Origin of the sequence: Nonomuraea polychroma, from assembly GCF_004011505.1 — a bacterium.
Taxonomy (GTDB): domain Bacteria; phylum Actinomycetota; class Actinomycetes; order Streptosporangiales; family Streptosporangiaceae; genus Nonomuraea; species Nonomuraea polychroma.
On record NZ_SAUN01000001.1, the window covers coordinates 770,133 to 788,800 of the forward strand.

The 18,668-nt window shown below is 67.7% G+C and carries 23 protein-coding genes; 8 read left to right on the forward strand and 15 right to left on the reverse strand.

The features are described from left to right. Positions 1–78 precede the first annotated feature (78 nt). A complete protein-coding gene (locus EDD27_RS57605; RefSeq protein ID WP_277750686.1) occupies positions 79–204 on the reverse strand; it encodes a hypothetical protein in 126 nt (41 codons plus the stop codon). 9 nt (positions 205–213) lie between these two features. Between EDD27_RS57605 and EDD27_RS03400 the strand changes: the two genes are divergently transcribed. Beyond that, positions 214–597 carry a hypothetical protein gene (locus tag EDD27_RS03400; protein WP_127931024.1) on the forward strand — a complete coding sequence of 128 codons (384 nt, stop codon included), beginning with the start codon at positions 214–216 and terminating at the stop codon, positions 595–597. Between the two features lie 164 nt (positions 598–761). Here the strand turns inward: EDD27_RS03400 and EDD27_RS03405 are convergent, their stop codons facing one another. Next, complete coding sequence (locus tag EDD27_RS03405; RefSeq protein WP_127931025.1) at positions 762–1,031, reverse strand: transposase; 270 nt, start codon at positions 1,029–1,031, stop codon at positions 762–764. A gap of 554 nt (positions 1,032–1,585) precedes the next feature. Between EDD27_RS03405 and EDD27_RS03410 the strand changes: the two genes are divergently transcribed. Both EDD27_RS03410 and EDD27_RS03415 read left to right on the forward strand, forming a co-directional pair. Beyond that, on the forward strand, positions 1,586–2,110 hold the full coding sequence (locus EDD27_RS03410; RefSeq protein WP_127931026.1) for an NUDIX domain-containing protein: 525 nt from the start codon (positions 1,586–1,588) through the stop codon (positions 2,108–2,110). 151 nt (positions 2,111–2,261) lie between these two features. Continuing rightward, positions 2,262–2,549, forward strand: coding sequence for a hypothetical protein (locus tag EDD27_RS03415; protein ID WP_127931027.1), 288 nt, complete (start codon positions 2,262–2,264; stop codon positions 2,547–2,549). On the opposite strand, the gene EDD27_RS03420 is transcribed toward EDD27_RS03415, so the two are convergent. Then, entirely contained in the window at positions 2,530–2,949 is a 420-nt protein-coding gene (locus tag EDD27_RS03420) for a nuclear transport factor 2 family protein (protein ID WP_127931028.1), read from the reverse strand. The genes EDD27_RS03415 and EDD27_RS03420 overlap by 20 nt on opposite strands. Before the next feature lie 237 nt (positions 2,950–3,186). Further along, positions 3,187–4,215, reverse strand: coding sequence for a LysR family transcriptional regulator (locus EDD27_RS03425; RefSeq protein WP_206641214.1), 1,029 nt, complete (start codon positions 4,213–4,215; stop codon positions 3,187–3,189). An 84-nt stretch (positions 4,216–4,299) separates the two neighbouring features. Here EDD27_RS03425 and EDD27_RS53890 point away from each other — a divergent pair, with 84 nt between their 5' ends. Beyond that, a complete protein-coding gene (locus EDD27_RS53890; RefSeq protein ID WP_164903461.1) occupies positions 4,300–4,488 on the forward strand; it encodes a hypothetical protein in 189 nt (62 codons plus the stop codon). Between the two features lie 371 nt (positions 4,489–4,859). Next, the gene (locus tag EDD27_RS03430) at positions 4,860–6,317 is read left to right on the forward strand and encodes a hypothetical protein (protein WP_127931029.1); all 1,458 of its coding nucleotides are present in this window, start codon (positions 4,860–4,862) and stop codon (positions 6,315–6,317) included. Positions 6,318–6,374: 57 nt separating this feature from the next. Here EDD27_RS03430 and EDD27_RS03435 read toward each other — a convergent pair whose 3' ends face one another. From EDD27_RS03435 to EDD27_RS55260, 9 genes are all read right to left on the reverse strand, one after another. After that, positions 6,375–6,587, reverse strand: a complete 213-nt coding sequence (locus EDD27_RS03435) for a hypothetical protein (RefSeq protein WP_127931030.1) — start codon at positions 6,585–6,587, stop codon at positions 6,375–6,377. A gap of 152 nt (positions 6,588–6,739) precedes the next feature. After that, a complete protein-coding gene (locus EDD27_RS03440; protein ID WP_127931031.1) occupies positions 6,740–7,783 on the reverse strand; it encodes a VWA domain-containing protein in 1,044 nt (347 codons plus the stop codon). Next, on the reverse strand, positions 7,784–8,737 hold the full coding sequence (locus tag EDD27_RS03445; RefSeq protein ID WP_127931032.1) for a VWA domain-containing protein: 954 nt from the start codon (positions 8,735–8,737) through the stop codon (positions 7,784–7,786). Positions 8,738–8,834: 97 nt separating this feature from the next. Next, entirely contained in the window at positions 8,835–9,719 is an 885-nt protein-coding gene (locus tag EDD27_RS03450; RefSeq protein ID WP_127931033.1) for a DUF58 domain-containing protein, read from the reverse strand. 3 nt (positions 9,720–9,722) lie between these two features. Further along, complete coding sequence (locus tag EDD27_RS03455; RefSeq protein WP_127931034.1) at positions 9,723–10,712, reverse strand: AAA family ATPase; 990 nt, start codon at positions 10,710–10,712, stop codon at positions 9,723–9,725. A gap of 25 nt (positions 10,713–10,737) precedes the next feature. Continuing rightward, positions 10,738–11,526: a S1C family serine protease gene (locus EDD27_RS03460; protein WP_127931035.1), complete on the reverse strand. Its 789-nt coding sequence runs from the start codon at positions 11,524–11,526 to the stop codon at positions 10,738–10,740. A 343-nt stretch (positions 11,527–11,869) separates the two neighbouring features. Then, positions 11,870–12,766 (reverse strand): TauD/TfdA dioxygenase family protein, encoded by an 897-nt coding sequence (locus EDD27_RS03465; protein WP_127931036.1) that lies wholly within the window; start codon positions 12,764–12,766, stop codon positions 11,870–11,872. A 143-nt stretch (positions 12,767–12,909) separates the two neighbouring features. After that, entirely contained in the window at positions 12,910–13,863 is a 954-nt protein-coding gene (locus EDD27_RS03470) for an MmyB family transcriptional regulator (protein ID WP_127931037.1), read from the reverse strand. 274 nt (positions 13,864–14,137) lie between these two features. Beyond that, the gene (locus tag EDD27_RS55260; RefSeq protein WP_206641215.1) at positions 14,138–14,488 is read right to left on the reverse strand and encodes an alpha/beta hydrolase fold domain-containing protein; all 351 of its coding nucleotides are present in this window, start codon (positions 14,486–14,488) and stop codon (positions 14,138–14,140) included. Positions 14,489–14,511: 23 nt separating this feature from the next. On the opposite strand from EDD27_RS55260, the gene EDD27_RS03480 reads away from it, so the two are divergent. Continuing rightward, on the forward strand, positions 14,512–14,943 hold the full coding sequence (locus tag EDD27_RS03480) for a CBS domain-containing protein (protein ID WP_127931038.1): 432 nt from the start codon (positions 14,512–14,514) through the stop codon (positions 14,941–14,943). Between the two features lie 186 nt (positions 14,944–15,129). Continuing rightward, complete coding sequence (locus EDD27_RS03485; RefSeq protein ID WP_127931039.1) at positions 15,130–15,993, forward strand: universal stress protein; 864 nt, start codon at positions 15,130–15,132, stop codon at positions 15,991–15,993. 329 nt (positions 15,994–16,322) lie between these two features. Here the strand turns inward: EDD27_RS03485 and EDD27_RS55265 are convergent, their stop codons facing one another. Further along, positions 16,323–16,562 carry a polysaccharide deacetylase family protein gene (locus EDD27_RS55265; RefSeq protein WP_206641216.1) on the reverse strand — a complete coding sequence of 80 codons (240 nt, stop codon included), beginning with the start codon at positions 16,560–16,562 and terminating at the stop codon, positions 16,323–16,325. A 346-nt stretch (positions 16,563–16,908) separates the two neighbouring features. On the opposite strand from EDD27_RS55265, the gene EDD27_RS03495 reads away from it, so the two are divergent. Next, positions 16,909–17,478, forward strand: coding sequence for a CHRD domain-containing protein (locus tag EDD27_RS03495; RefSeq protein ID WP_127931040.1), 570 nt, complete (start codon positions 16,909–16,911; stop codon positions 17,476–17,478). Positions 17,479–17,726: 248 nt separating this feature from the next. Here the strand turns inward: EDD27_RS03495 and EDD27_RS03500 are convergent, their stop codons facing one another. Next, complete coding sequence (locus tag EDD27_RS03500) at positions 17,727–18,659, reverse strand: hypothetical protein (protein ID WP_127931041.1); 933 nt, start codon at positions 18,657–18,659, stop codon at positions 17,727–17,729. Positions 18,660–18,668: the final 9 nt, after the last annotated feature.

Genomic DNA, 18,668 nt, shown 5'->3' on the forward strand with positions numbered 1-18,668 from the left:
ACTCCCCGCCCGGTAGCTACGGCGACCGGGCGACCCCAACCACCCACGATGGGAGCTCGATATGGAAAACGTCCCTGGTCAGAAGCGCTCGCGCAGGAACATCGCGCCGGCCGTCGGGCTGGCCGTCGCGCTGGCCGCACTCGCAGTGGCCGGCACGGCCTGCGGGAGCGGCCAGGAATCCGGCGAGGCCTGGTCGTTAGCCAAGCCGACCTGGTGGCCTTCGCCAAGTGCGTCCGCGAGAACGGCGTGCCTGACTTCAAGGACCCGGCGCCAGGCGCGGCCATAGACGACGAGATCGACTTCAACTCCCCGGCATTCAAGAAGGCCGCCGAAGCCTGCAAGGACGTCATGCCCACTCCATTTCTGCGGAACGAGGCCGACGAGAACTGGTCCACGGCGGACAAACGCAAGTACGCCGCGTGCATGCGCAGCAACGGCGTGCCGTCGTTCCCCGACCCCGACACAAGCGGCGCTTTCAAACTCGACGACGACGACCGCCCCGACACACCGCAGTTCAAGAAGGCCGAGGAGGCCTGCAAGCAGCACCAGCCGCAGGGCACCCCGAGTATGATCCCCAGCAAGACCGGCGACAGTTGACCTTGAGCGTGTCGCCACTCGAGGCCTTCCGCGTTGTCAGGGCTGCTGTCCGCCCTCCTCGGCGTCTCCCGATTCAGGCTGCCCTCCGCTTCGATACCCTGCTGCGACAGGGCAAAGGTGCAGGCCGGTGATTGCCTCAGCCTGGGCCGTCTGGATGACCCCGGTCACTGCTCGCCCCGATCCGGCGGGGTCTCGCTGCTGGTGGCGAGCTGATCCAGCAACGCGAAGAGCTTTCCCTGCACCTCGATCACCTGGCGGGTCTTGCCGAGCTCGGCGCGCAGCCGCTCGACCTCCGCGTGCAGCGCGTCGATCTGCTTGTCCCGCGGGTCGGCCTTCGGCCGGCCGGCCGGGCGGGCCGGCGCCTCGGCGGCCCCGTGGTCCCGCGCGGTCCGCCAACTGGAGATCAGTGAGGAGTACAGGCCTTCCCGGCGCATCAACGGTAGGCGATGTGGTCGCCCGCCTTCGTGCCGCCGATGCCGATGTTCATGGTCTTCAAGGGGTGACCCATTGTTCGATGTACGAGCTGCCGGTGATCAGCGCTCCTCCGGTGGGGAACCCACCGGCGAACCGGTCCTCGATTGCCGCGACCTTCTATTCCCACTGGGCCGGATCGTCAGCCCCCACAGGTAGTACGCCGTGCCTCCGCCGGCCAGCGCGACGACGAGCAGGGTCGCCACCCCCGATCGGACCACCCGCGAGAATCTTCCGATTGCGGCTCCACCGGCGGCGGGGCTGCAACCTGCTTGATCCCGCACAGCGGGCATCCGGACCGTGATAGGCGCCGGAGCCGGGGCAGCGAGCAAACCAGCGGGACTGCACCGAGGCATGGAGCCGGAGCGCCTTGCCGAGCGAATCGAGTCGGTGACGACGGCCCTGAGCGCGTACGACACGCAACCGGTCAAGGCGTATGTCGCTCGAGCGAGGCAGCTGACGGGCATCCCCTTGTAGCGTGGTGCCGGTCCAGGCGTCCACCCAGGGGAGCAGCCGCATGCGCTGGCAGGTTCACTCCGAAGAACCGCTCTACACCGACCGCTGGCTTGACGTGCGGGTGGCCGACGTGGAGCTTCCGGACGGAAGGCATCTCGATCATCGGCTCATTCGTACCGCGCCGGGAGCGGGTGCCGTCGTCACCGACGACCAGAACCGCGTACTCCTCATCTGGCGTCACCGCTTCATCACCGACACCTGGGGTTGGGAGATCCCTATAGGCAAGATCGACGAGGGCGAGGAACCGATCGCGGCCGCCGCCCGCGAGGTCGAAGAAGAGACCGGCTGGCGACCCGGCCCCTTGCGGCCGCTGCTCTACACCCAGCCGACCAACGGCATCTCCGACTCCGAGCACTACATCTTCCGCGCCGACAGCGCCCAGCACATCGGGCCGCCCACCGAGGCATGGGAGGCGGAGCGCATCCAGTGGGTCCCCCTGACGGACATCCGCCGCCTGATCGACAAGCGCGACATCGTCAGCGGAACCAGCATGAACGCTCTGCTCTACGTCCTCACGGAGGTGTAGCGGCTCGCGGCTGTGGTGCCGCCGGCCGCCACCGCTCGGCGGCCTTTCTGGTGGCCTGACAGGACAGCGCCCGAGATCAGCAAGATGTCTAGTCCTATGAGATGCCTGACGTTTCTGTCCGAGGACATGGACCACGGGCGATCTAGGAAGCATGGTCGACCTTGCGGGCTCTGAGATTGCGGCGCGGAAGGTCGGTGGTGCGGTGCCCGTGCGCGGGCCTTCCTCCACATCGATGGTCAGCGTGCTGGCGCTGACGTGCCCGGTGACGAGCTGGCCGGAGTGCAGGCAGCAGAGGGACACCGTCTACCGGGTCAGCATGATGACGTCGAAGGAGTTGGCGCGGCGCTACACCGTGATCGGTGACCACCATGGGACTGGCGGTGGCCCCGCCGGGCGCGCCGCAGTCATTCATCCGGGCCTTACCCAGCCTGCCGGCTGAGCTCATTGCGCAGGACCGCGTATCCGACCATGGCGGAATCCAGATACGCGCGTACTTCCGCGATCATGTCGCCGTCGAAGCGACACACCCAGCAGTAACGGTTGTCGAACGGTGCACCCTCCTTGGTGGTCGACGTGGACACCAGCTCGGCGACCGTGGTGTCGCCATCCACGTACAGGTGTTCCACCGTGAGCTTTACTCCGCCATCGAGCACCCGCGCCAGGCGGGCGAACGTCGCGGCGGTGAACTCGTTCTTGCTGCGGTATCCCCCGGCGAGCGGGTGTGTGCCTTCCACAGTCCAATCCACGTCGTCCGCCACGCGAGCCCAGAAGCCGGGCTGTGTGACAGGATCCTGCAGGCAAGCGAAGAGGGCGGCACGATCGCTCCGGATGTCTGTCATGACAATGCTCTTCCCGATTTCTCCACCGTGCCACTCTCAGCCGCTTTGCCGAGACGACGCCACGCCTGTGGCCAGGTCAAACTCGTAACGACGTCCGCGGACGCAACCCACCACTCTTGTGGACGCAAACCTGCTGGCACGATCGATCGACCGGATTGATCAACAGCTAGCTGTCTAGGCCTCCAGGTCTCAGGACCTGCGCGACGGATCCGGCTCCAGAGGTGAGTGACACTCCAGTTAGATGATCTTCGGTGTGTCTTGTGGATGGCGGTTCTGCTGGCCCCCGGAGACGGCCATCCCCGTGACCGGGTCCCGACCGCTCAGCACCGCCTCGTCGGCCTCGGGCAGCCAGGAGTGCGGCGGCCGGCGCAGCCAGCCCCCCACCCTCTGGAACTCCGTCACGGCCTGGAGCAGCGCGTCCAGACCCGGATGCCGCAGGCCCTCGGGGAAGACGAGGTTCTCCAGGGTGAGCGGCATGGGATCGACCAGGGGCCGCACCACGGCGCCGGGGATCCCGCCGATCTTCGCCGTGGCCAGCACGGGCTCTCGGTGCCGTTGCAGGTAGAGGCCCATCTCGTGGGATCCGACCGGCGGCGCGTGTGGCGTGGCCAAAGTGAGCCGGAACTCCTCTGCCAAGCGCTCACCCAACTCGGTCCACTCGGTGGTGGCGGGGTTGCCTGCCATGGCGTCCAGCGGGAAGTCGGCCAGCACGCCGAGCGGCACCTCCTCCAGCGCGGCCAGCGGATGGTCCTCGGGTACCAGCACGGCGAGCGGATCCAGCCGCACGGGCACCTGGGCCAGCCCTTTGCGCATGTAAGCGGGTAGCCCGGCGAACCGGCCGAACGACACGTCGAGACGCCCCTCCCGCATGGCGGCTACCCCGGAGGCCAGCCCGCCGTGGAAGCGGGCGAGAATCTCCACTCCCGGCGCCAGCTCCCTGGCCCTGACCAGCGGCCGCGGCGGCTCGTGCCCCTGCATGTTGACGTCCACGAGCAGCGGCCCCCGAGCGCCGGAGAGCTCCGCGACCAGCTCGTCGTGCAGCGCGAGCAGCCGCCTGGCTCCGGACAGCAGCCGCGCTCCCGCCGGGGTCAGCTCCACCCGCCGGGTGGACCTGGTGAACAGCGCCGCCCCGAGCTGCTCCTCCAGCCGCCGCACGTCACGGCTGAGCGCCTGCTGGGCCATGTACAGGCGGGCGGCGGCGCGGCCGAAGTGCAGTTCCTCGGCGACGGTAACGAACACCCTGAGCAGCCGGGGATGCAGGTCCACACGGCAACATTAACAACAGATCCGCGTTAATCCCGACCTTTCCGGTGTTGGACCCCGCGTCGCGATCTCCATCAGGCTGGACCCATGATCCCCATGAAAGAGCTGCTCAGCGGCATGCCGCTGTCACCCGCCCAGATCGGCGTCCTCCTGAGCCTGGTCCACCCGCCGGGGCTGACGGCTCAGAACGTCACGAGCGGGTCGCCCACGAAGTCGGCGATGAAGTTGACGAAGAAGAAGCCGAAGAACAGGAAGTTCAGCACCAGCACGACGTAGTGCCAGCGCCGCGGAACGCGCGGGCCGCGACAGCCTGCTGTTCAAGGGGCAGTCTCAGCAGCACGATCGACGGTTGAAACTGACAAGAGTGATGTCGGACGGCACTGCATAGACGGCACTGCACCTTGCCTGTCTAGGCTCAATGGGCCAGCACGATCAGAAAGCCACTTATCTACACGTGATCAAGGGCTGCCCGCCTGCGGCGGCCTGCCGCGCGTCGGGCGGTCGCCGGCCGCGCCGCTGCTCTCCGGTCAGTCGCGGCCAGCGCCCCACGCACCCTCTGTTAACAGGCGCGCCGATGCAGACACTTCAACGGAAAAAGTGGCTGCAACACGCCACCTCGGCGGCTCCTGTCCTGCACAATGCTCACTATGGATTTCGACACCGACCGGTCGCCAACGCAGAGAAGGCTGAATGTCCCGACGTTAAAGAACAAGATTGAAGTCCTGCTGTCGTCATTCAGAAATTGGTCACTATATGTGGCCTGCCTGATGCTGAAGGAAGTGGTCGAGGAAATAGCCCTTGATGCAAGGAAGGGTGCACGAAGGTTAAAGGCTGAATGGGAGAATCTAGCTCCAGGAAAACATGCGGAAATTGAGGAGCGGGTAAAGCGCGACGCCGAGCGCCTGTCGGCTATCTCGGCGCTCGATCCGGGACATCGACTTAAGGCTCGCGATGCAATCGAAGATTGCACTCGGTGTCTCTTGGCTACGAAATGGCGTCGCCACCCCCTTGATGATCCGTTTTTCGAGCGGAATCACGCCATATTCGGCATCCAAGCAATCCTGGTGATGGCTGTTGGAATCGTCTTCGTAGTCATCCCGTCCATTGCTGCTTTCGCACTGAACATCTGGACGGCGACAGCATTTATACTGCTGTGCGGTCTCTGTATACCGATTGCGGCCATAGTGCAGCGCCTGGTGTCCGACCGCTACCTCAGACTCATACGCGCAGGGCTCTTCGCTCTATTACTCGTCGCCCAGCTCCAGCCTGCGGTTGCAGGTCCCGTCGTCGTCGGTCTTGCTAACCGGCTAAAAGCTGCCTTCAGCAGCTTGGGTTCAAGCTCAGGGGCACAGCAGCTGCAGGCGGTGTACTGGGAAGCAGCGATTGGAAGTACGTTGGAGGTGCTCTATGGCGTCTCTCTGGTGTGGATCGTAGTGGCCATTCTAGGCTGGATCGGTCACAAAATATCCGGGCAGTCATCGCATGCTTATAGCGCTACCGAGGCGGCATTATCGCTGTCGATATATCAATTAATACATCTGACGAAGTTGCTCGACGATATAGCAAAGGAAGGCGCATACATTTCCAGTCGGGCCGGGAGAGGTTTGGTGGATGAGTTGGAGTCTGCAGCCAACATTCTTGAAACGGTCTGGGTGAAGTCTCAAAAGACAGGGGTGAGACGGATCGATAGAGAGATCCGACAGTTGGGTGACAGACTCGCCTTCCGGATTCGTCAGTTCAAGCCAAGGGCTGTGCTCGGCGGCGATAAAAATCTGCTCGACATGCGAGACTTCTTTGCTCGTGCAACTATTTGCATACTCGCAGGAGAATGGAACAAAATCATCAATGATTCGGATGAGGTGCTTGCTGTTTCCGGTGTCGGAGCAATCAGGAGAGGGCTGTCCAAATGCCTGACCATTCTGCTGCCTGTTCCCGCAGCCTGGATTTTGGTGAATTACACGAGTGTGTTGCCGGCCGAAGCTCACGGGTTAGTCTTATTAGGCTCTATAATATTTACGTTGGTGCAGATTGCCGCATGGCTTGACCCCGGTGCGGTAAGTGCATTTGAGGTCGCAGGGAAGGTGCGCGAGCTCTTGCAGAAGTGACTGCGAGAAGGGTATGGCGGCCGCGCCGCTTCCGGTGCTCGGACCTGGCGGCCCTGTTCAGGGGCGGCTAATGGTCGTGCAGCGCGGATCGGTGGAGGCCTTCGGGAGTGTCGGCGGGCCTTGAGCCCCCTTGGCTTTGCGGTGGGCCAGGAGAAGTTCCCAGTACGTCTCCGTGGCGTCCTTCAGCACCGACACCGGGCGGACCTGCCGCGTTGTCTCCGTTCCGAAGGTTCTCATGAAGATCGCACGCTCGCGAGAGATCTCGATCATGTAAGGGCCGTACTCCCAATCCGTTTCGTCTTGCCCGCCGGCCTCCTGAGGCCGATGCCGACGTGTCCGGTCGTGTGGTCCAGGCCCCACCAGCGGACGCGGACGGCGCGAACGGGCGGGGGACCGGTGGAGCGGTCCGGCTACAGGTGCTGTCAGCGGGTCGGGGTCCGGGGGCGGTTCCACCAGAGGGAGAGGGACAGGGCCGCGGTGATGAGGATGGCGCCGCCGGCGGCGAAGGCGGCGGCGGTGTCGACCCGTTGGTGGATGACGGTGAAGCTGCCGGGAAGGGCGTCGAGGGCGCTTTGGAGTTGGCCGGCGTTCTCGGCGCGGTGGTAGGAGCCGCCGGTGGTTTGGGCTATCCGTTTGAGTGCGGGCTCGTCGATGGTGCGGACGTTGCGGCCGCTGTCGAATCTGCCGCGCCCGCCCCAGCCACCGAAGCCGCCGTCGAACTGTGAGTTGTCGCAGACCATCGGGGCCGGGCTCGTGGTGCCGAAGCCGATGGTGAAGACGCGGACGCGGCGCAGGGCTGCTTCCTGGGCGGCGGTCTGCGGGTCGACGCCCTGGGTGTTGGCGCCGTCGGTGAGCACGATGATCGCGGCGCCGGCGTAGCCTTCCCCGCCGTTGCCGGGGTTCGCTCCGGTGGGCGCGACCGACGGGTCGGCCTCCGCGATCGCGTCGATCGAGGTGAGCATGGCCTGCCCGATCGCGGTGCCGCGGGACACGGTGAGGCCGTCCAGCGCCTCGATCAGCGACTTGGTGTCGTCGGTGGGAGGGACGAGCAGACCCGCGGTGCCCGCGAAGGTGACCAGGCCGATGCGCGGCCCGCCCCGCTGCGACTCGATGAACTCCGCGGCGGCCTTCTTCGCGGCGGTGATGCGGTTGGGGTCGACGTCCGTGGAACACATGGAGCCGGAGGTGTCGAGCGCGAGCAGGATCGTCGCCGACGTCCTCGGCACCGGCAGCGACGCCTGCGGTCGCGCGGCCCCGACCGCGAGCAGCGCGAGCCCGACTGTGAACAGTGCCGCGGGGATCCTGCGCGTCCAGCGGGTACGGCCGGGCAGGGCGCTCCGTACGAGCGCGATCGAGGTGACGCGCACGGCGGCCCGCCGGCGGCGGCGCCGCGCCCACTCGCGGATGGCGAAGATCAGCGGGATGATCAGGATGGACAGTAACGCCCACGGCCACGAGAACATCATTCAGATCACCCGTCCAGACCGGAGCACGGTGAGCGCCGCTCCTGCGGTGAGCAGCGCGAGGGCGAGCCCGATCAGCCCGCCGGCGAGGGGCAGCGGCTCGTCGGATACTGTGAGCCGCAGATCGATCGTGTCGGCGATCCCGTCGAGCCGCGCAGCGTCGGAGGCGGGGTGGTAGGCGCCGCCGGTGGTCTGCGCGATCACGGTGAGGATGTCCTCCTCGAGCGAGGTCTGCAGATGGTAGCCGTCGACCTGCACCGTCGCCCCGGCCGTGGTGCCGACCCCGACGGTGTGGATATGGACGCCCGCCCGCTGGGCCACGGTTGCGGCCCGTTCGACGTCTGCGCCGCCCTGGTTCTGGCCGTCGGAGAACATCACGATCGTCGCCGACGGCCAGTAGCCGATGTCGGGCGCGGTGCCGTCGCGGCCGACGGCCACCTGCTTGCCGGTGATCGCCGACAGCGAGGCCATGATGGCCGTCCCCAGCGAGGTGCCGCCGGTGATCTTCAGCCGGTCGATGGCCGCGAGCGCGATGGAGTGGTCGGAGTCGGGCCGTGCGGTGGTGAGCGCGCCCCGCTCGAACGCGACGACTCCGATGTCGACGCTGTCGGGCTGCGCCGCCACGAACGCGCGGGCCGCCCGCTGCGCGGCCGCCAGCCGGGTGGGCGCGACGTCGTCGGCACCCATGCTGTTGGAGACGTCGATGGCGAGGATGACGGTGCCCGCGGTCCGCGGGACCGGCACCATGGCCGCTGGTCCGGCGGTGGCGATCGCGAGTACCCCGACGCCGGCGATCGTCAGGCCGATTCCGAGGTACGTCCGGCGGCCGCCCGGCACAGCGACGCCGGCCGCGGCGAGCGCGGCCGTCCTGCGGCGCGCCGAGACGACGGCCGCCCAGGCGAGCGCCGCCGTGACGAGCAGTCCCAAGGCCAGCAGCAGTGGAGAAGACAGGGTCATGAGGCCTCCTCCGTCGCCCTCATGGCCAGGGCGCTGTGTTTATGGATGACCTCGGCAAGCTCGGTGCTGTCTTTATGGATGACCTCGGCAAGCTCGGTCATGATGACCGGTCCCGGGTTCGGGCGACGACCTCGACGAGCGCTTGGGCCAGATCGCGGTCGGTGTCGATGCGGTGGACGGGCACCCCGGCCCGGCGCATACCCGCCGCGAGCCGGGTGTCGCGGGCGTCGACGGCGGCTCGAAAACGGACCCGCAACAGCGGGTCGGCGGAGTCGACGATGAGCTGCTCGCCGGTCTCGGCGTCCTCGACCACGATCACCCCGGCTTCGGGCAGTACGTCGTCGGCGGTGTCCACGATCCGCAGGGCGACTACCTCGTGCCGCCGGACCAGGCGCTGGAGCGAGCGCTCCCAGTCGCCGTCGCCGATGAAGTCCGACAGCACGACGATGAGTGCGCGGCGGCGCGCGAGCCGTCCGGCCGCATCGAGCATCTCCGCCAGGTCGGTGGTGGCGCCGTCGCGCGCCTCGGCGGTGCGTTCCAGCTCGGCGCCGATCCGCAGCGCGTGCCGCCGGGAGGTGCCGGGCGGCACGACGCGCAGCATCCCGGTGTCGAACAGCAGGGCGCCGACGCGGTTGCCGCCCCGGCCGAACAGCCGAGCGAGGACGAGCGCGAGCTCGGCGAGCACGTCGTGCTTGCCACGCCCCGGCCGGCCGGCCGCCATCGACGCCGACCGGTCGAGCACGAGCCACACCGTCAGCTCGCGGTCCTCGGTGAACACTCGCAGGTGCGGCTCGTCCAGCCGAGCGGTCACGTTCCAGTCGATGTGCCGGGCGTCGTCGCCGTCGCTGTAGGCGCGCAACCCGGTGAAGTCGATCCCGGAGCCGCGGTGCGCGGTGCGATGCATGCCCTGGAGCCGGCCGTCGAGCCTGCGGACGACCTTCCACTCCAGGCGGAGCAGGAGCCTCTCGGGGGCGGTGGCCATGGTTCAGCGGTTCTGCAGGACGACGTCGGGCGCCCGGACAGCTCCGAGCACCCTGGTGATGATCGTGTCGGCGTCGACGTCGTCCGCGAGGGCCTCATAGGACACCACAAGGCGGTGGCGTAACACGTCGAGCGCGAGCTCGGACAGGTCGTGCGGCAGGACGTAGTCGCGGCCGCGCAGGTACGCCAGCGCCCTGGCGCCCGTGACGAGCGCGATGGACGCCCGCGGGCTCGCCCCGTAGGTGACGTACCGTTCCAGCTCGCCGAGCCCGGCCGTCCCGGGGGAGCGGGTCACGGCGACCAGCCGTACCGCGTAGTCCACGATCGCCGGATCGACGTACACCTTCTGAGCGCGGGCCCGCATCGCGATCAGGTCCTCGGACGTCACCATCGGCTGTGGCGGCTCGGGCGGACGCAGCGCCCGCTCGACGATCGCCTGCTCTTCAGCCTGCGTCGGATAGTCGACGACCACCTTCATCATGAAACGGTCGACCTGCGCTTCGGGCAGCGGGTAGGTGCCCTCCGACTCGATCGGGTTCTCCGTCGCCATGACCAGGAACGGCTCGGGCACCCGGAAGGTCTCACGGCCGATCGTCACCTGATGTTCCTGCATCACTTCCAGCAGGGCGCTCTGCACCTTGGCAGGGGCGCGGTTGATCTCGTCGGCCAGCAGCAGGTTCGCGAACACCGGGCCGAGCTCCGTTCGGAACTCCCCGGAGTGCTGGTGGTAGACCCGCGTGCCCACGAGGTCGGCGGGCACCAGGTCGGGGGTGAACTGGACGCGCTGGAAACTCCCGGCGATCGCGGCGGCCAGCGACCTCACCGCGAGCGTCTTGGCCAGGCCCGGCACGCCCTCGACGAGCAGGTGGCCGTCGGCGATCAGCGCGACGGCCATGCGCTCCAGCAGGACGTCCTGCCCGACGATCGTGCGTTTGACCTCGAACAGCACATGTTCGAGCGGATGGGCCGACTCGGGGGACTTGGTCGAGGTCATCGTCTGCCTCTCGTGACGCATCCGGTCAGATCTCAGGTCCGTCGCCCGGCGGGCCGTCGCCTTCGCCACCACCCAGGGCCGCGCCGATCGGCACCGCGAACGCGATGCCGGCGAACGCCTCGTCGCCTCCCGGGTCGGCGATCGAGACGACGATCCCGATGACCAGGCCGCGAGCGTTCAGGAGGGGACCGCCGGAGCTGCCCGGGTTGACGGAGGCGTCGAACTGGATGAGCCCGCTCAGGCCGCCGTCTTCGGCGGTCCGGTTCAGGCCCGACACGACGCCGGTGGAGACGCTGTAGGTCAGGCCCAGCGGATTGCCGATCGCCACGACGGGCGCGCCCACGGCCACGGCGCCGCCGAGCGTCGCCGGGACGACGATCTCCGGCAGCTCCGCTGGCTTGAGCGTCGCGACGTCGAGTTTGGGATTCGACGACGAGACAACGGCCTTCGCCTTGGTGCCGTCAGCGAACGTCACGGTGACGTCCTCAGCGCCTTTGACGACGTGGTGCGCCGTCAGAATCGTCCCGTCCTCGGCCGCGATCACCCCGGTGCCGAGCGACTTCCCGGCCTGGATGACCGCCACCGACGGTCCGACCCTCTTGAAGACCTCGGCCACCGTGAGCGTCGCACTGGGCGTCGGTGTCGGGCTCGGCCTGGGCGCGGCCCCTTCGCCGTTCCCACCGCTGCTTCCGAGCCAGTACGCCAGCAGCGCCACGACGACAAGTACGCCGCCCCCGACCACAAACCGCCGAGCCCTCCCGGCCACGGCTCCCACAGCCTCGGCCGCACCTGCCTCCTGCGGCACGCGCTCCATGTCTCCAATGTATAAAGCTCAAGTAAAAGTGCTATAAAGCCCGCTTAAGAACTCCATGAGAACCGGTATCGGCAGCCCAACGCGCGCAGCACGGAGACGTGGAGGGCCACCGGGTCCTGTTTGATGGGGGCGCCGACGCCGCGGGCTGGGACCGGCCGATCCGCTTCGCCGGTGGTGAGGGCGGCCCACACGGGCCTGCTCCAGGTCGCGCGGCAGACGTGCGATCTCCAAGTGGGGCGGCTGGTCTCCGCCCACATCGGCCGCCCCTCCATCCGGGCGATCGACGGCGGTGAGCAGCCGCCCCGGTCCCGGCCACGCCGTTGGGGCCGGGACCGGGGGACGGTCAGGCGGCGATCGGCGAGTACGCGGCGGCGTCGCCCGCCAGCGCCACGCTGGGCCGTCCGTCCACCCCGACCGGCACGTCGCCGGCGATGGTGACCCGGTGCAGGCGGCGGGGCTGGTCACCGAAGTCGTGCACCACCCGGTGCTGGGTGGCCCGGTTGTCCCAGACCGCCACGTCGCCGGGCGCCCAGCGCCAGCGGACGGTGTTCTCGACCTCGGTGACGTGCTCCTGGATCAGCCGGAGCAGCCCGGCCGACGTGGACGAGGACAGGCCCACCAGGCGCTTGGCGAAGTCGCCGAGCAGGATCGAGCGCTCGCCGGTCTCGGGGTGCACGCGTACCACCGGGTGCTCGGTCTCGAACACGGTCGAGGCGAACACCTCGGCGTACTTGCGGGCCTGGTCGTCGGCACCGGCCAGGCGGGCGTAGTCGTAGGCGTTGGTGTGCACGGCACGCAACCGGTCGAGCAGATCGCGCAGCTCGGCGGGCAGGTGCTCGTACGCGGTGACGGTGTTGGTCCACAGCGTGTCGCCGCCCGCGTCCGGGACGGTGACGGCCCGCAGGACGGAGGCCAGCGGCGGCCGGTCCACGAACGTGACGTCGGTGTGCCAGCGGTCGACCTTCTGGCCGTTGCGGTAGTCCAGGTCCAGGACGTGGGTGTTGCCGTCCAGGCCGGGCACGGTCGGGTGCGCCGTGGTGGGCTCGCCGAGCAGTGTGGCGAAGGCCACCTGGCTCTGCTCGTCGAGGTGCTCCTGGCCGCGGAAGAAGATCACTTTGTGGCGCAGCAAGGCCTGGCGGATCTCCGCGACGACGTCGGCGGGCAGGTCGCCGCCGAGCCGTACGCCGGTGATCTGGGCGCCTATGCGGCCGGCGACGGGGGCGATGGACAGGGATGACATGGGTTTGGTCCTTCCAGTAGAGGGGTGGCCTGCGGTCGGAAGGAGGGACACAGCGCGCTGGCCACGCGGCAGTAGTCCACGTGACCTCGGATGGTGAGAACCATGGTCGTCACGGTCTTTACCGTAGCAGAAAACCTATAAAATTAGTAGGCAATAAGGGTTTTGCCGCCGCCGGCGGTGAGGCGCTGCTTCTTCGCCCAGGCGTCGAGCGCTCGGATCGCCGCGTGGTCAGGGCCGCCTGGGGGAGCGCTCATCAGCACGATCGCCTGTTCGGTGTTGTCGAGGCTGCTGAGGGCATGCCAGTCGACCTCGAACCGGCCGACGACAGGGTGGTTGAGCCGGCACCGGCCGAAGGGGCGCATGGTGATCAGGTGCTGCTCCCACCACGTGCGGAAGTTCGGGTCTCGTTCTGACAGCTCGGTGACGAGTTCTCGGAGTCTGGGTTGATCGGGGTCCGCGCCGGCGGCCAGGCGCAGGCTGGACACCACTTCCTGGGCCCGGCTCTCCCAGTCCACGGCCATGCCACGAGTGTGCGGATGGAGGAAGGTCATGCGTGCGTAGTTGCGGTGCTGAGGCTCGATGGCGCCAAGATCACCCAAGAGCGCTGAGCCCAGCCTGTTCCAGGCCAGGATGTCCAGGTAGCGGTTGAAGACCAGGGCAGGGGTGTCGATGAGGTTGCGCAGGAGGCGGTGGACCTGGGGGGTGACGCAGCTGTCGTCCTCGGCGCAGCGCTCGACGGCGTCGTGCTGCGCCAGTTGGAGGAGGTGGAGTTGCTGGTCGTCGTTGAGTCGTAGTGCCCGGCCGATGGCCTGCAGCACCGCCGGTGACGCGGTGCGTACGCGACCTTGTTCGAGGCGCCTGTAGTAGTCCGCGCTGATTCCTGCCAGGTAGGCCACTTCTTCTCGGCGTAGGCCTGGTACGCGACGCATGCAGTTGCTTGCCGGCAGGTCGCAATCGACCGCGCTGACAAGTGCTCGTCGGGCGGTGAGAAAGTCGGCCAGAGCCCCCCGGGAGTTTGCCGGCGTGGAATTCATAGTTGACGATTGTGGCCGACTATTGGGCACTCGGCAGCACAGAGAAGGGTCGGGAGCTCCCATTCGCTGGATATCATCACTCTCATATGAGGAGATCGTGGGTAGTGTCGGACTTTTCCGGGGGAAGGTTTTTCCTAGGAACAGTGCGCCCTTCCTGGTCGGGGGTTTATGAGCCAAGCTTGGACTCAGGAGGGAGGGAGGGGCCGGCAGCCCAGGTCCGCCATCGTTCTTTGCCCTGGCTCACTACACCCATGAACGATGGTCAAGCTGCCGGTTCTCTTTCTTGGCGCCCGGTCGGTGCGGCGGGTGCGAATCCTGCGCATTCTCCCGGCAGGACCTACCGGGAGAATGCTTTCTTGAGCGCTGTCGCAGCCTGGAGACGGGCTTTCTTGCTGTCGTCGAAGGGGTGCCGTACGAATTCATGGGTCATTCCCTGGTAGTGGATGACGGTTACGGGAACGGAAACGACGGCGGCTTCGGCGCCGTTGGCCAGACTCCGGCAGAGGCCGTCATGGGTGTCCAGGCTGCCGAGGACGAAGCCTCCGCCGTGGAAGCTCCGGTGGACCCAGCAAGAGGATCTGCAGGCGCAGGCCTTGCCGGGCCTGCTCCGGAGCAGGCCGGCTGGTCGGCCCCCGGTCGCTGACCTGTCACCTGCTGGGTAGGGGGACGAAGACGGCGACAACGACATCTATCCAGTTCAGGAGGCAGGCCATGGGCGAGGGAATCGGCAAGACCGTCCGGGACGTGATGCATCAGGGAGCGCAGTGCATCGGTGAGCACGAGTCCCTGCGCAGGGCGTCGGAGATCATGCGTGACCTGGGGGTCGGCTCACTGCCGATCTGCGGGAACGACGACCGGCTGAAGGGCATCATCACCGACCGGGACATCGTGATCAGGTGTTGTGCCGAGGGCAAGGACATCGACGAGGTCACGGCGGGCGAGCTCGCCAGGGGGCTGGTGTGGGTGGAGGCCCGCAGCAGCGTTGAAGAGGCGCTGGAGAAGCTGGAGCAGAACCAGATCAAGCGCCTGCCGGTGATCGACAACCACCGGATCGTGGGCATGATCAGTGAGTCTGACCTGGCCAAGGAGCTGCCCGACAACAAGCTCGCCGAGTTCGTCCACAGGGTGTACGCACCCGCGTGATGCGGCAACCGTCCGTCCACGGCAGACGCCTACTACGACGGTGGCCTACCGGCACGCGGCGTTCGCTGCCGGCTCGCGGGCGAGGCTGTGCTCAGGACCAGCGTCCCTGCTTCGTGGGCTCGTGACTGGGCACTCGGTAAGCCGGGTCGGGCGAGGCTGGAGGTGAGAGCCGGGGGGAGATGCGTGATGGCCGGACACATTGTGATCGGCGTGGATGGGTCCGCACCGGCGACGGCGGCTGTGGAGTGGGCCGCCGCCGACGCCCAGCGGCGGCGGCTGAGCATGCGGATCGTACACGTGTGCGAACCATGGCCCCACCACGTGGACACGACAAAGTACTGTGCGGGAACGCTGGCCGCGGCGGCCGACCGGGCTCGGGACCTGACGCGCCGCGTGGAGGTGACCACGCAGTTGCTGTCCGGCAACGTGGTCGACACCCTGATCGGCGAATCCGGCGCGGCCGACAGCGTGGTGCTCGGCAGCCGGGGGTTGGGAGGGTTCGCCGGTATGGTGCTGGGCTCGGTCGGCATGGGCGTCGCCGGGCATGCCGCCGGTCCGGTGGTGATCGTACGCAAGACTTCGGTGGTGGTGCACGGGCGGGTGGTCGTCGGATACGACGGCTCCGAGCACTCCGAGGCTGCGATGCGGTACGCCGTGACCCAGGCCCGTGCCCGCGAGGTCCAGTTGCATGTCGTCTACGCCTGGCAGGTTCCGGTGGTCTCGACGTATGCGGCCGCGTACAGCAATCTGCTGGAGGACGCGTACGAGCAGGAGACCGAGACGGCGCAGGAGCGGGTGGCCCGCTGGCGCGACGCGAACCCGGATGTCGTGATCACCGATCAGACCGTGATCGGCCACCCGGTCAACGTCCTGATCGAGGCGGGCGGTACGGCCGACCTGGTGGTCGTGGGTTCACGCGGGCTGGGCGGCTTCGCCTCGGCGGTGCTCGGCTCGGTCAGCCACGCGGTGCTGCACCACCTGACCTGCCCGGTCGCCGTGGTACGGCCGCGTGATCACAAGCGCAGGAACGAGATAGACAAGCCGGCATGATCCGGACCCGATGATCGCGGCCAGAGCGGCGAACCGGCGATCAACCACCGACTGACCGCCTTGCTCGCCGCCGAGGCGTTCGGTGTCCAGCTCGCCGTGGCCGTATCTCTGGCGCTCAGGCTCGGCGATCAGATATCCGACGCGGGGTCCTGGCGCTCCACCGGATCGGGCTGTCGCCCTAGAGCGCAGTGTTCGGCGAACTCGTCGCTCGTCGTCAGCCACACGCCGGGGTGGCCGGCGATGTACTCGAGCGGCTGGCCGAGGTATTTGGCCCGGAACGCCTGCCCGATGACAACGGGTGTAGCGCCAGCGCCATGACCCGCCCGCTGTCAGCGGACTCGGTACGGCTGGTCGTCGTTGGTCCAGTCCAGCACATAGCTCAGGCCGAGCTCGGCCAGCAGGGACGGCGTCTGGAACGTCTCGGTAACCGCGGGGCCGAGCCAGCCGCGCGGTCGCTGCCCGGTGGCCATCTCGATGGTCTCCTCGATGATCTGGGGGTAGTGCGTGCACACGTCGGCGTTGAGCAGCACGCTGGCCTGGATCCCGTGCCGGCCGAGGACTTCCATCACGCGCCAGATCGCCCCGCGGCCTCGCCTCGCCGAGCCGCCGTGTTGGAGCGCGGGCGAGGGGTGGCGGCCGAATGAGCGGTGATCGGGCTGTCAGGTGGTCAGTAGGGCCGGGCAGCCTGTCGGCATGAACGCCGATGCATGCGTCGTCGCCGGCTGCTGTGCAGCGGCCTGACCGTCGCACCGGCGAGCTATCGAAATGCGCGGAAATGGCGCGTATGTCGAGCGATGTGACGCTGATCACGTGTGGGGCGTGTGCGTACTTCTACACAGATCGCCGGATGCCGGCCCCTATAGCGTCTCCAGCGTTCGACACGAACCGTAAGGAAATCTCAAGATAGGGGTCACGGTGAACATTTTTGAGCAGAACGGCGGCGGGCGTATCTCCTGGCGGCGCGTGATCGGCGGTGCACTCGCGGGCGTGGCAACCGCGGCGCTGGCCGCGGTGGCAGCCGCCCCCGCGGCCGCCGCCTCGCTGCCAGCCGGGATGAGCACCGCGGTGGCCGGCGCTGAGGTGGCCGGCGCGGCCAAGAAGTACTACTTCGCCAGCGTGCTCCTCGGGAAGAACGAGGTGCGGGAAGCCGGCAAGAAGGTCAACGACTCCAACGGTCTGGCGGTGGCGAAGTTCCGCATCCACGGCGATCGTTTCTTCTACTTCGTCCAGTGGAAGAAGGTCGCCAAGCCCACCGCCTTCCACATCCACCGGGGCAAGGCAGGCAAGAACGGCCCGGTCGTCATCGACCTGCTGTCCAACGGCACGACCCGCGGCAACACGAGCTTCGGCTGGGTCCGCGTCAAGGACGCCAACCTGTTGAAGGGCATCAAGAACAACCCGAAGAACTGGTACGCCAACCTGCACACCGCGCAGTTCCCTGACGGTGCGGTCCGCGGCCAGCTCCACAAGGGCGGCCACTGGTAAATCCCGCCTCCTCCTCTCCGGAGGTGCGCTGTCGTCGGCTTGGACGGAACGGCATGTCTGGCGTCAGAGTCAGCCGTGCCGTTCCTCGCGGACAATCCGGATATTGAGCGTTTTCCATTCTGAGTGGCGGCTGTCTTCGACGGCTTGGAGGTAGGGGATCGTCTGGACGATCCCGGTGGGCGCGGTTGACCGATTTCTGGTTGCGCGACGGGCGCGGCCGGCGCCGATGCCGGCCCTGGGTAAGGCGCTCACCGGACTGGACGCGTTTCGTTGGTCCGCTGGACCCAGCCGAGGAACACGCCGTCGGGGCAGTGCGTTGCCAGGGCCGCCGCGATCGAGCCGTGCAGGTTGGCGTCGTTGGGCAGGGCGAGGTGGAGCTCGTCCGGCTCGTCGTAGAGGGATAGGTCGAGGCGCGCGCCCGGGTACCTGCGGACCCCGTCCACGATCGCCGCTTCGCCCGCGTATGACAGGGCCACCGAGCGGAGCCTGGACCAAGGGTGGTCGTTGATGCCCCGCTCGGTGACCGCCAGTACGCCCATGGCCTTGGCCTGCAGGTTTATCCGGATATATCCGGCGACGCCGATGGCCACCACCAGCACCACGCCGACCATGAAGGCGATGTAGTCCGGGGCGTTCACCCCCCGGTCCTCGGGCAGCATCTCGCCGATGACGCCGACCACGATCAGTACGACCGCGGCGATGACGATCATCAGGCAGCCGAACATGCCTTTGTTCTGCCTGAGCGCGGCGGCCCGCAGGTCGAAGGCGGTTCCGTCGGGCGGCTGGCGGAGCACCGTCGCCTGGACGGTGGACTGGCTCCACCGCCTGACATCCTCGCGGCCGAGCAGCACCCCGCCGGCGATTCCGCACAGCGCGGCCGCAATCCCGATCAGCTGCGACGGGTACACCTTGCCACCGGTGATCCCGATGGCTACGGCGGAGCCGCCGATCATGATGGGGCAGATCGCGAGGAGCGCCTTGCGCATCAGCCCGATCGCCATCGGCCCGCCCAGCCAGACCCGGGCAAGCCAGAAATACCAGACCGAGCTCCAGAACACCCCCGCGAAAATCTCGAAGGGGGCGGCGTCGTTCCGCCAGACGAGCACGATGCCGCCGATGAGACCGAGCCAGAGGATGGCGAGCAGACCGACAGCCAGCTTGTGGGCGGGGGGACGCTGCATGCGCGGAAT

Excerpts from the sequence above, each read along its gene's own strand:
- EDD27_RS03440 (WP_127931031.1), bottom strand. The coding sequence starts at position 7,783 with ATGATGTTCTCGTGGCCGTGGGCGTTACTGTCCATCCTGATCATCCCG.
- EDD27_RS03460 (WP_127931035.1), bottom strand. The coding sequence starts at position 11,526 with ATGGAGCGCGTGCCGCAGGAGGCAGGTGCGGCCGAGGCTGTGGGAGCC.
- EDD27_RS03430 (WP_127931029.1), top strand. The coding sequence starts at position 4,860 with ATGGATTTCGACACCGACCGGTCGCCAACGCAGAGAAGGCTGAATGTC.
- EDD27_RS03415 (WP_127931027.1), top strand. The coding sequence starts at position 2,262 with ATGGTCGACCTTGCGGGCTCTGAGATTGCGGCGCGGAAGGTCGGTGGT.
- EDD27_RS53890 (WP_164903461.1), top strand. The coding sequence starts at position 4,300 with ATGATCCCCATGAAAGAGCTGCTCAGCGGCATGCCGCTGTCACCCGCC.
- EDD27_RS03455 (WP_127931034.1), bottom strand. The coding sequence starts at position 10,712 with ATGACCTCGACCAAGTCCCCCGAGTCGGCCCATCCGCTCGAACATGTG.
- EDD27_RS03480 (WP_127931038.1), top strand. The coding sequence starts at position 14,512 with ATGGGCGAGGGAATCGGCAAGACCGTCCGGGACGTGATGCATCAGGGA.
- EDD27_RS03465 (WP_127931036.1), bottom strand. The coding sequence starts at position 12,766 with ATGTCATCCCTGTCCATCGCCCCCGTCGCCGGCCGCATAGGCGCCCAG.
- EDD27_RS03420 (WP_127931028.1), bottom strand. The coding sequence starts at position 2,949 with ATGACAGACATCCGGAGCGATCGTGCCGCCCTCTTCGCTTGCCTGCAG.
- EDD27_RS55260 (WP_206641215.1), bottom strand. The coding sequence starts at position 14,488 with ATGTCGTTGTCGCCGTCTTCGTCCCCCTACCCAGCAGGTGACAGGTCA.
- EDD27_RS03500 (WP_127931041.1), bottom strand. The coding sequence starts at position 18,659 with ATGCAGCGTCCCCCCGCCCACAAGCTGGCTGTCGGTCTGCTCGCCATC.
- EDD27_RS03445 (WP_127931032.1), bottom strand. The coding sequence starts at position 8,737 with ATGACCCTGTCTTCTCCACTGCTGCTGGCCTTGGGACTGCTCGTCACG.
- EDD27_RS03485 (WP_127931039.1), top strand. The coding sequence starts at position 15,130 with ATGGCCGGACACATTGTGATCGGCGTGGATGGGTCCGCACCGGCGACG.
- EDD27_RS03410 (WP_127931026.1), top strand. The coding sequence starts at position 1,586 with ATGCGCTGGCAGGTTCACTCCGAAGAACCGCTCTACACCGACCGCTGG.
- EDD27_RS03435 (WP_127931030.1), bottom strand. The coding sequence starts at position 6,587 with ATGATCGAGATCTCTCGCGAGCGTGCGATCTTCATGAGAACCTTCGGA.
- EDD27_RS03405 (WP_127931025.1), bottom strand. The coding sequence starts at position 1,031 with ATGCGCCGGGAAGGCCTGTACTCCTCACTGATCTCCAGTTGGCGGACC.
- EDD27_RS03470 (WP_127931037.1), bottom strand. The coding sequence starts at position 13,863 with ATGGGAGCTCCCGACCCTTCTCTGTGCTGCCGAGTGCCCAATAGTCGG.
- EDD27_RS03450 (WP_127931033.1), bottom strand. The coding sequence starts at position 9,719 with ATGGCCACCGCCCCCGAGAGGCTCCTGCTCCGCCTGGAGTGGAAGGTC.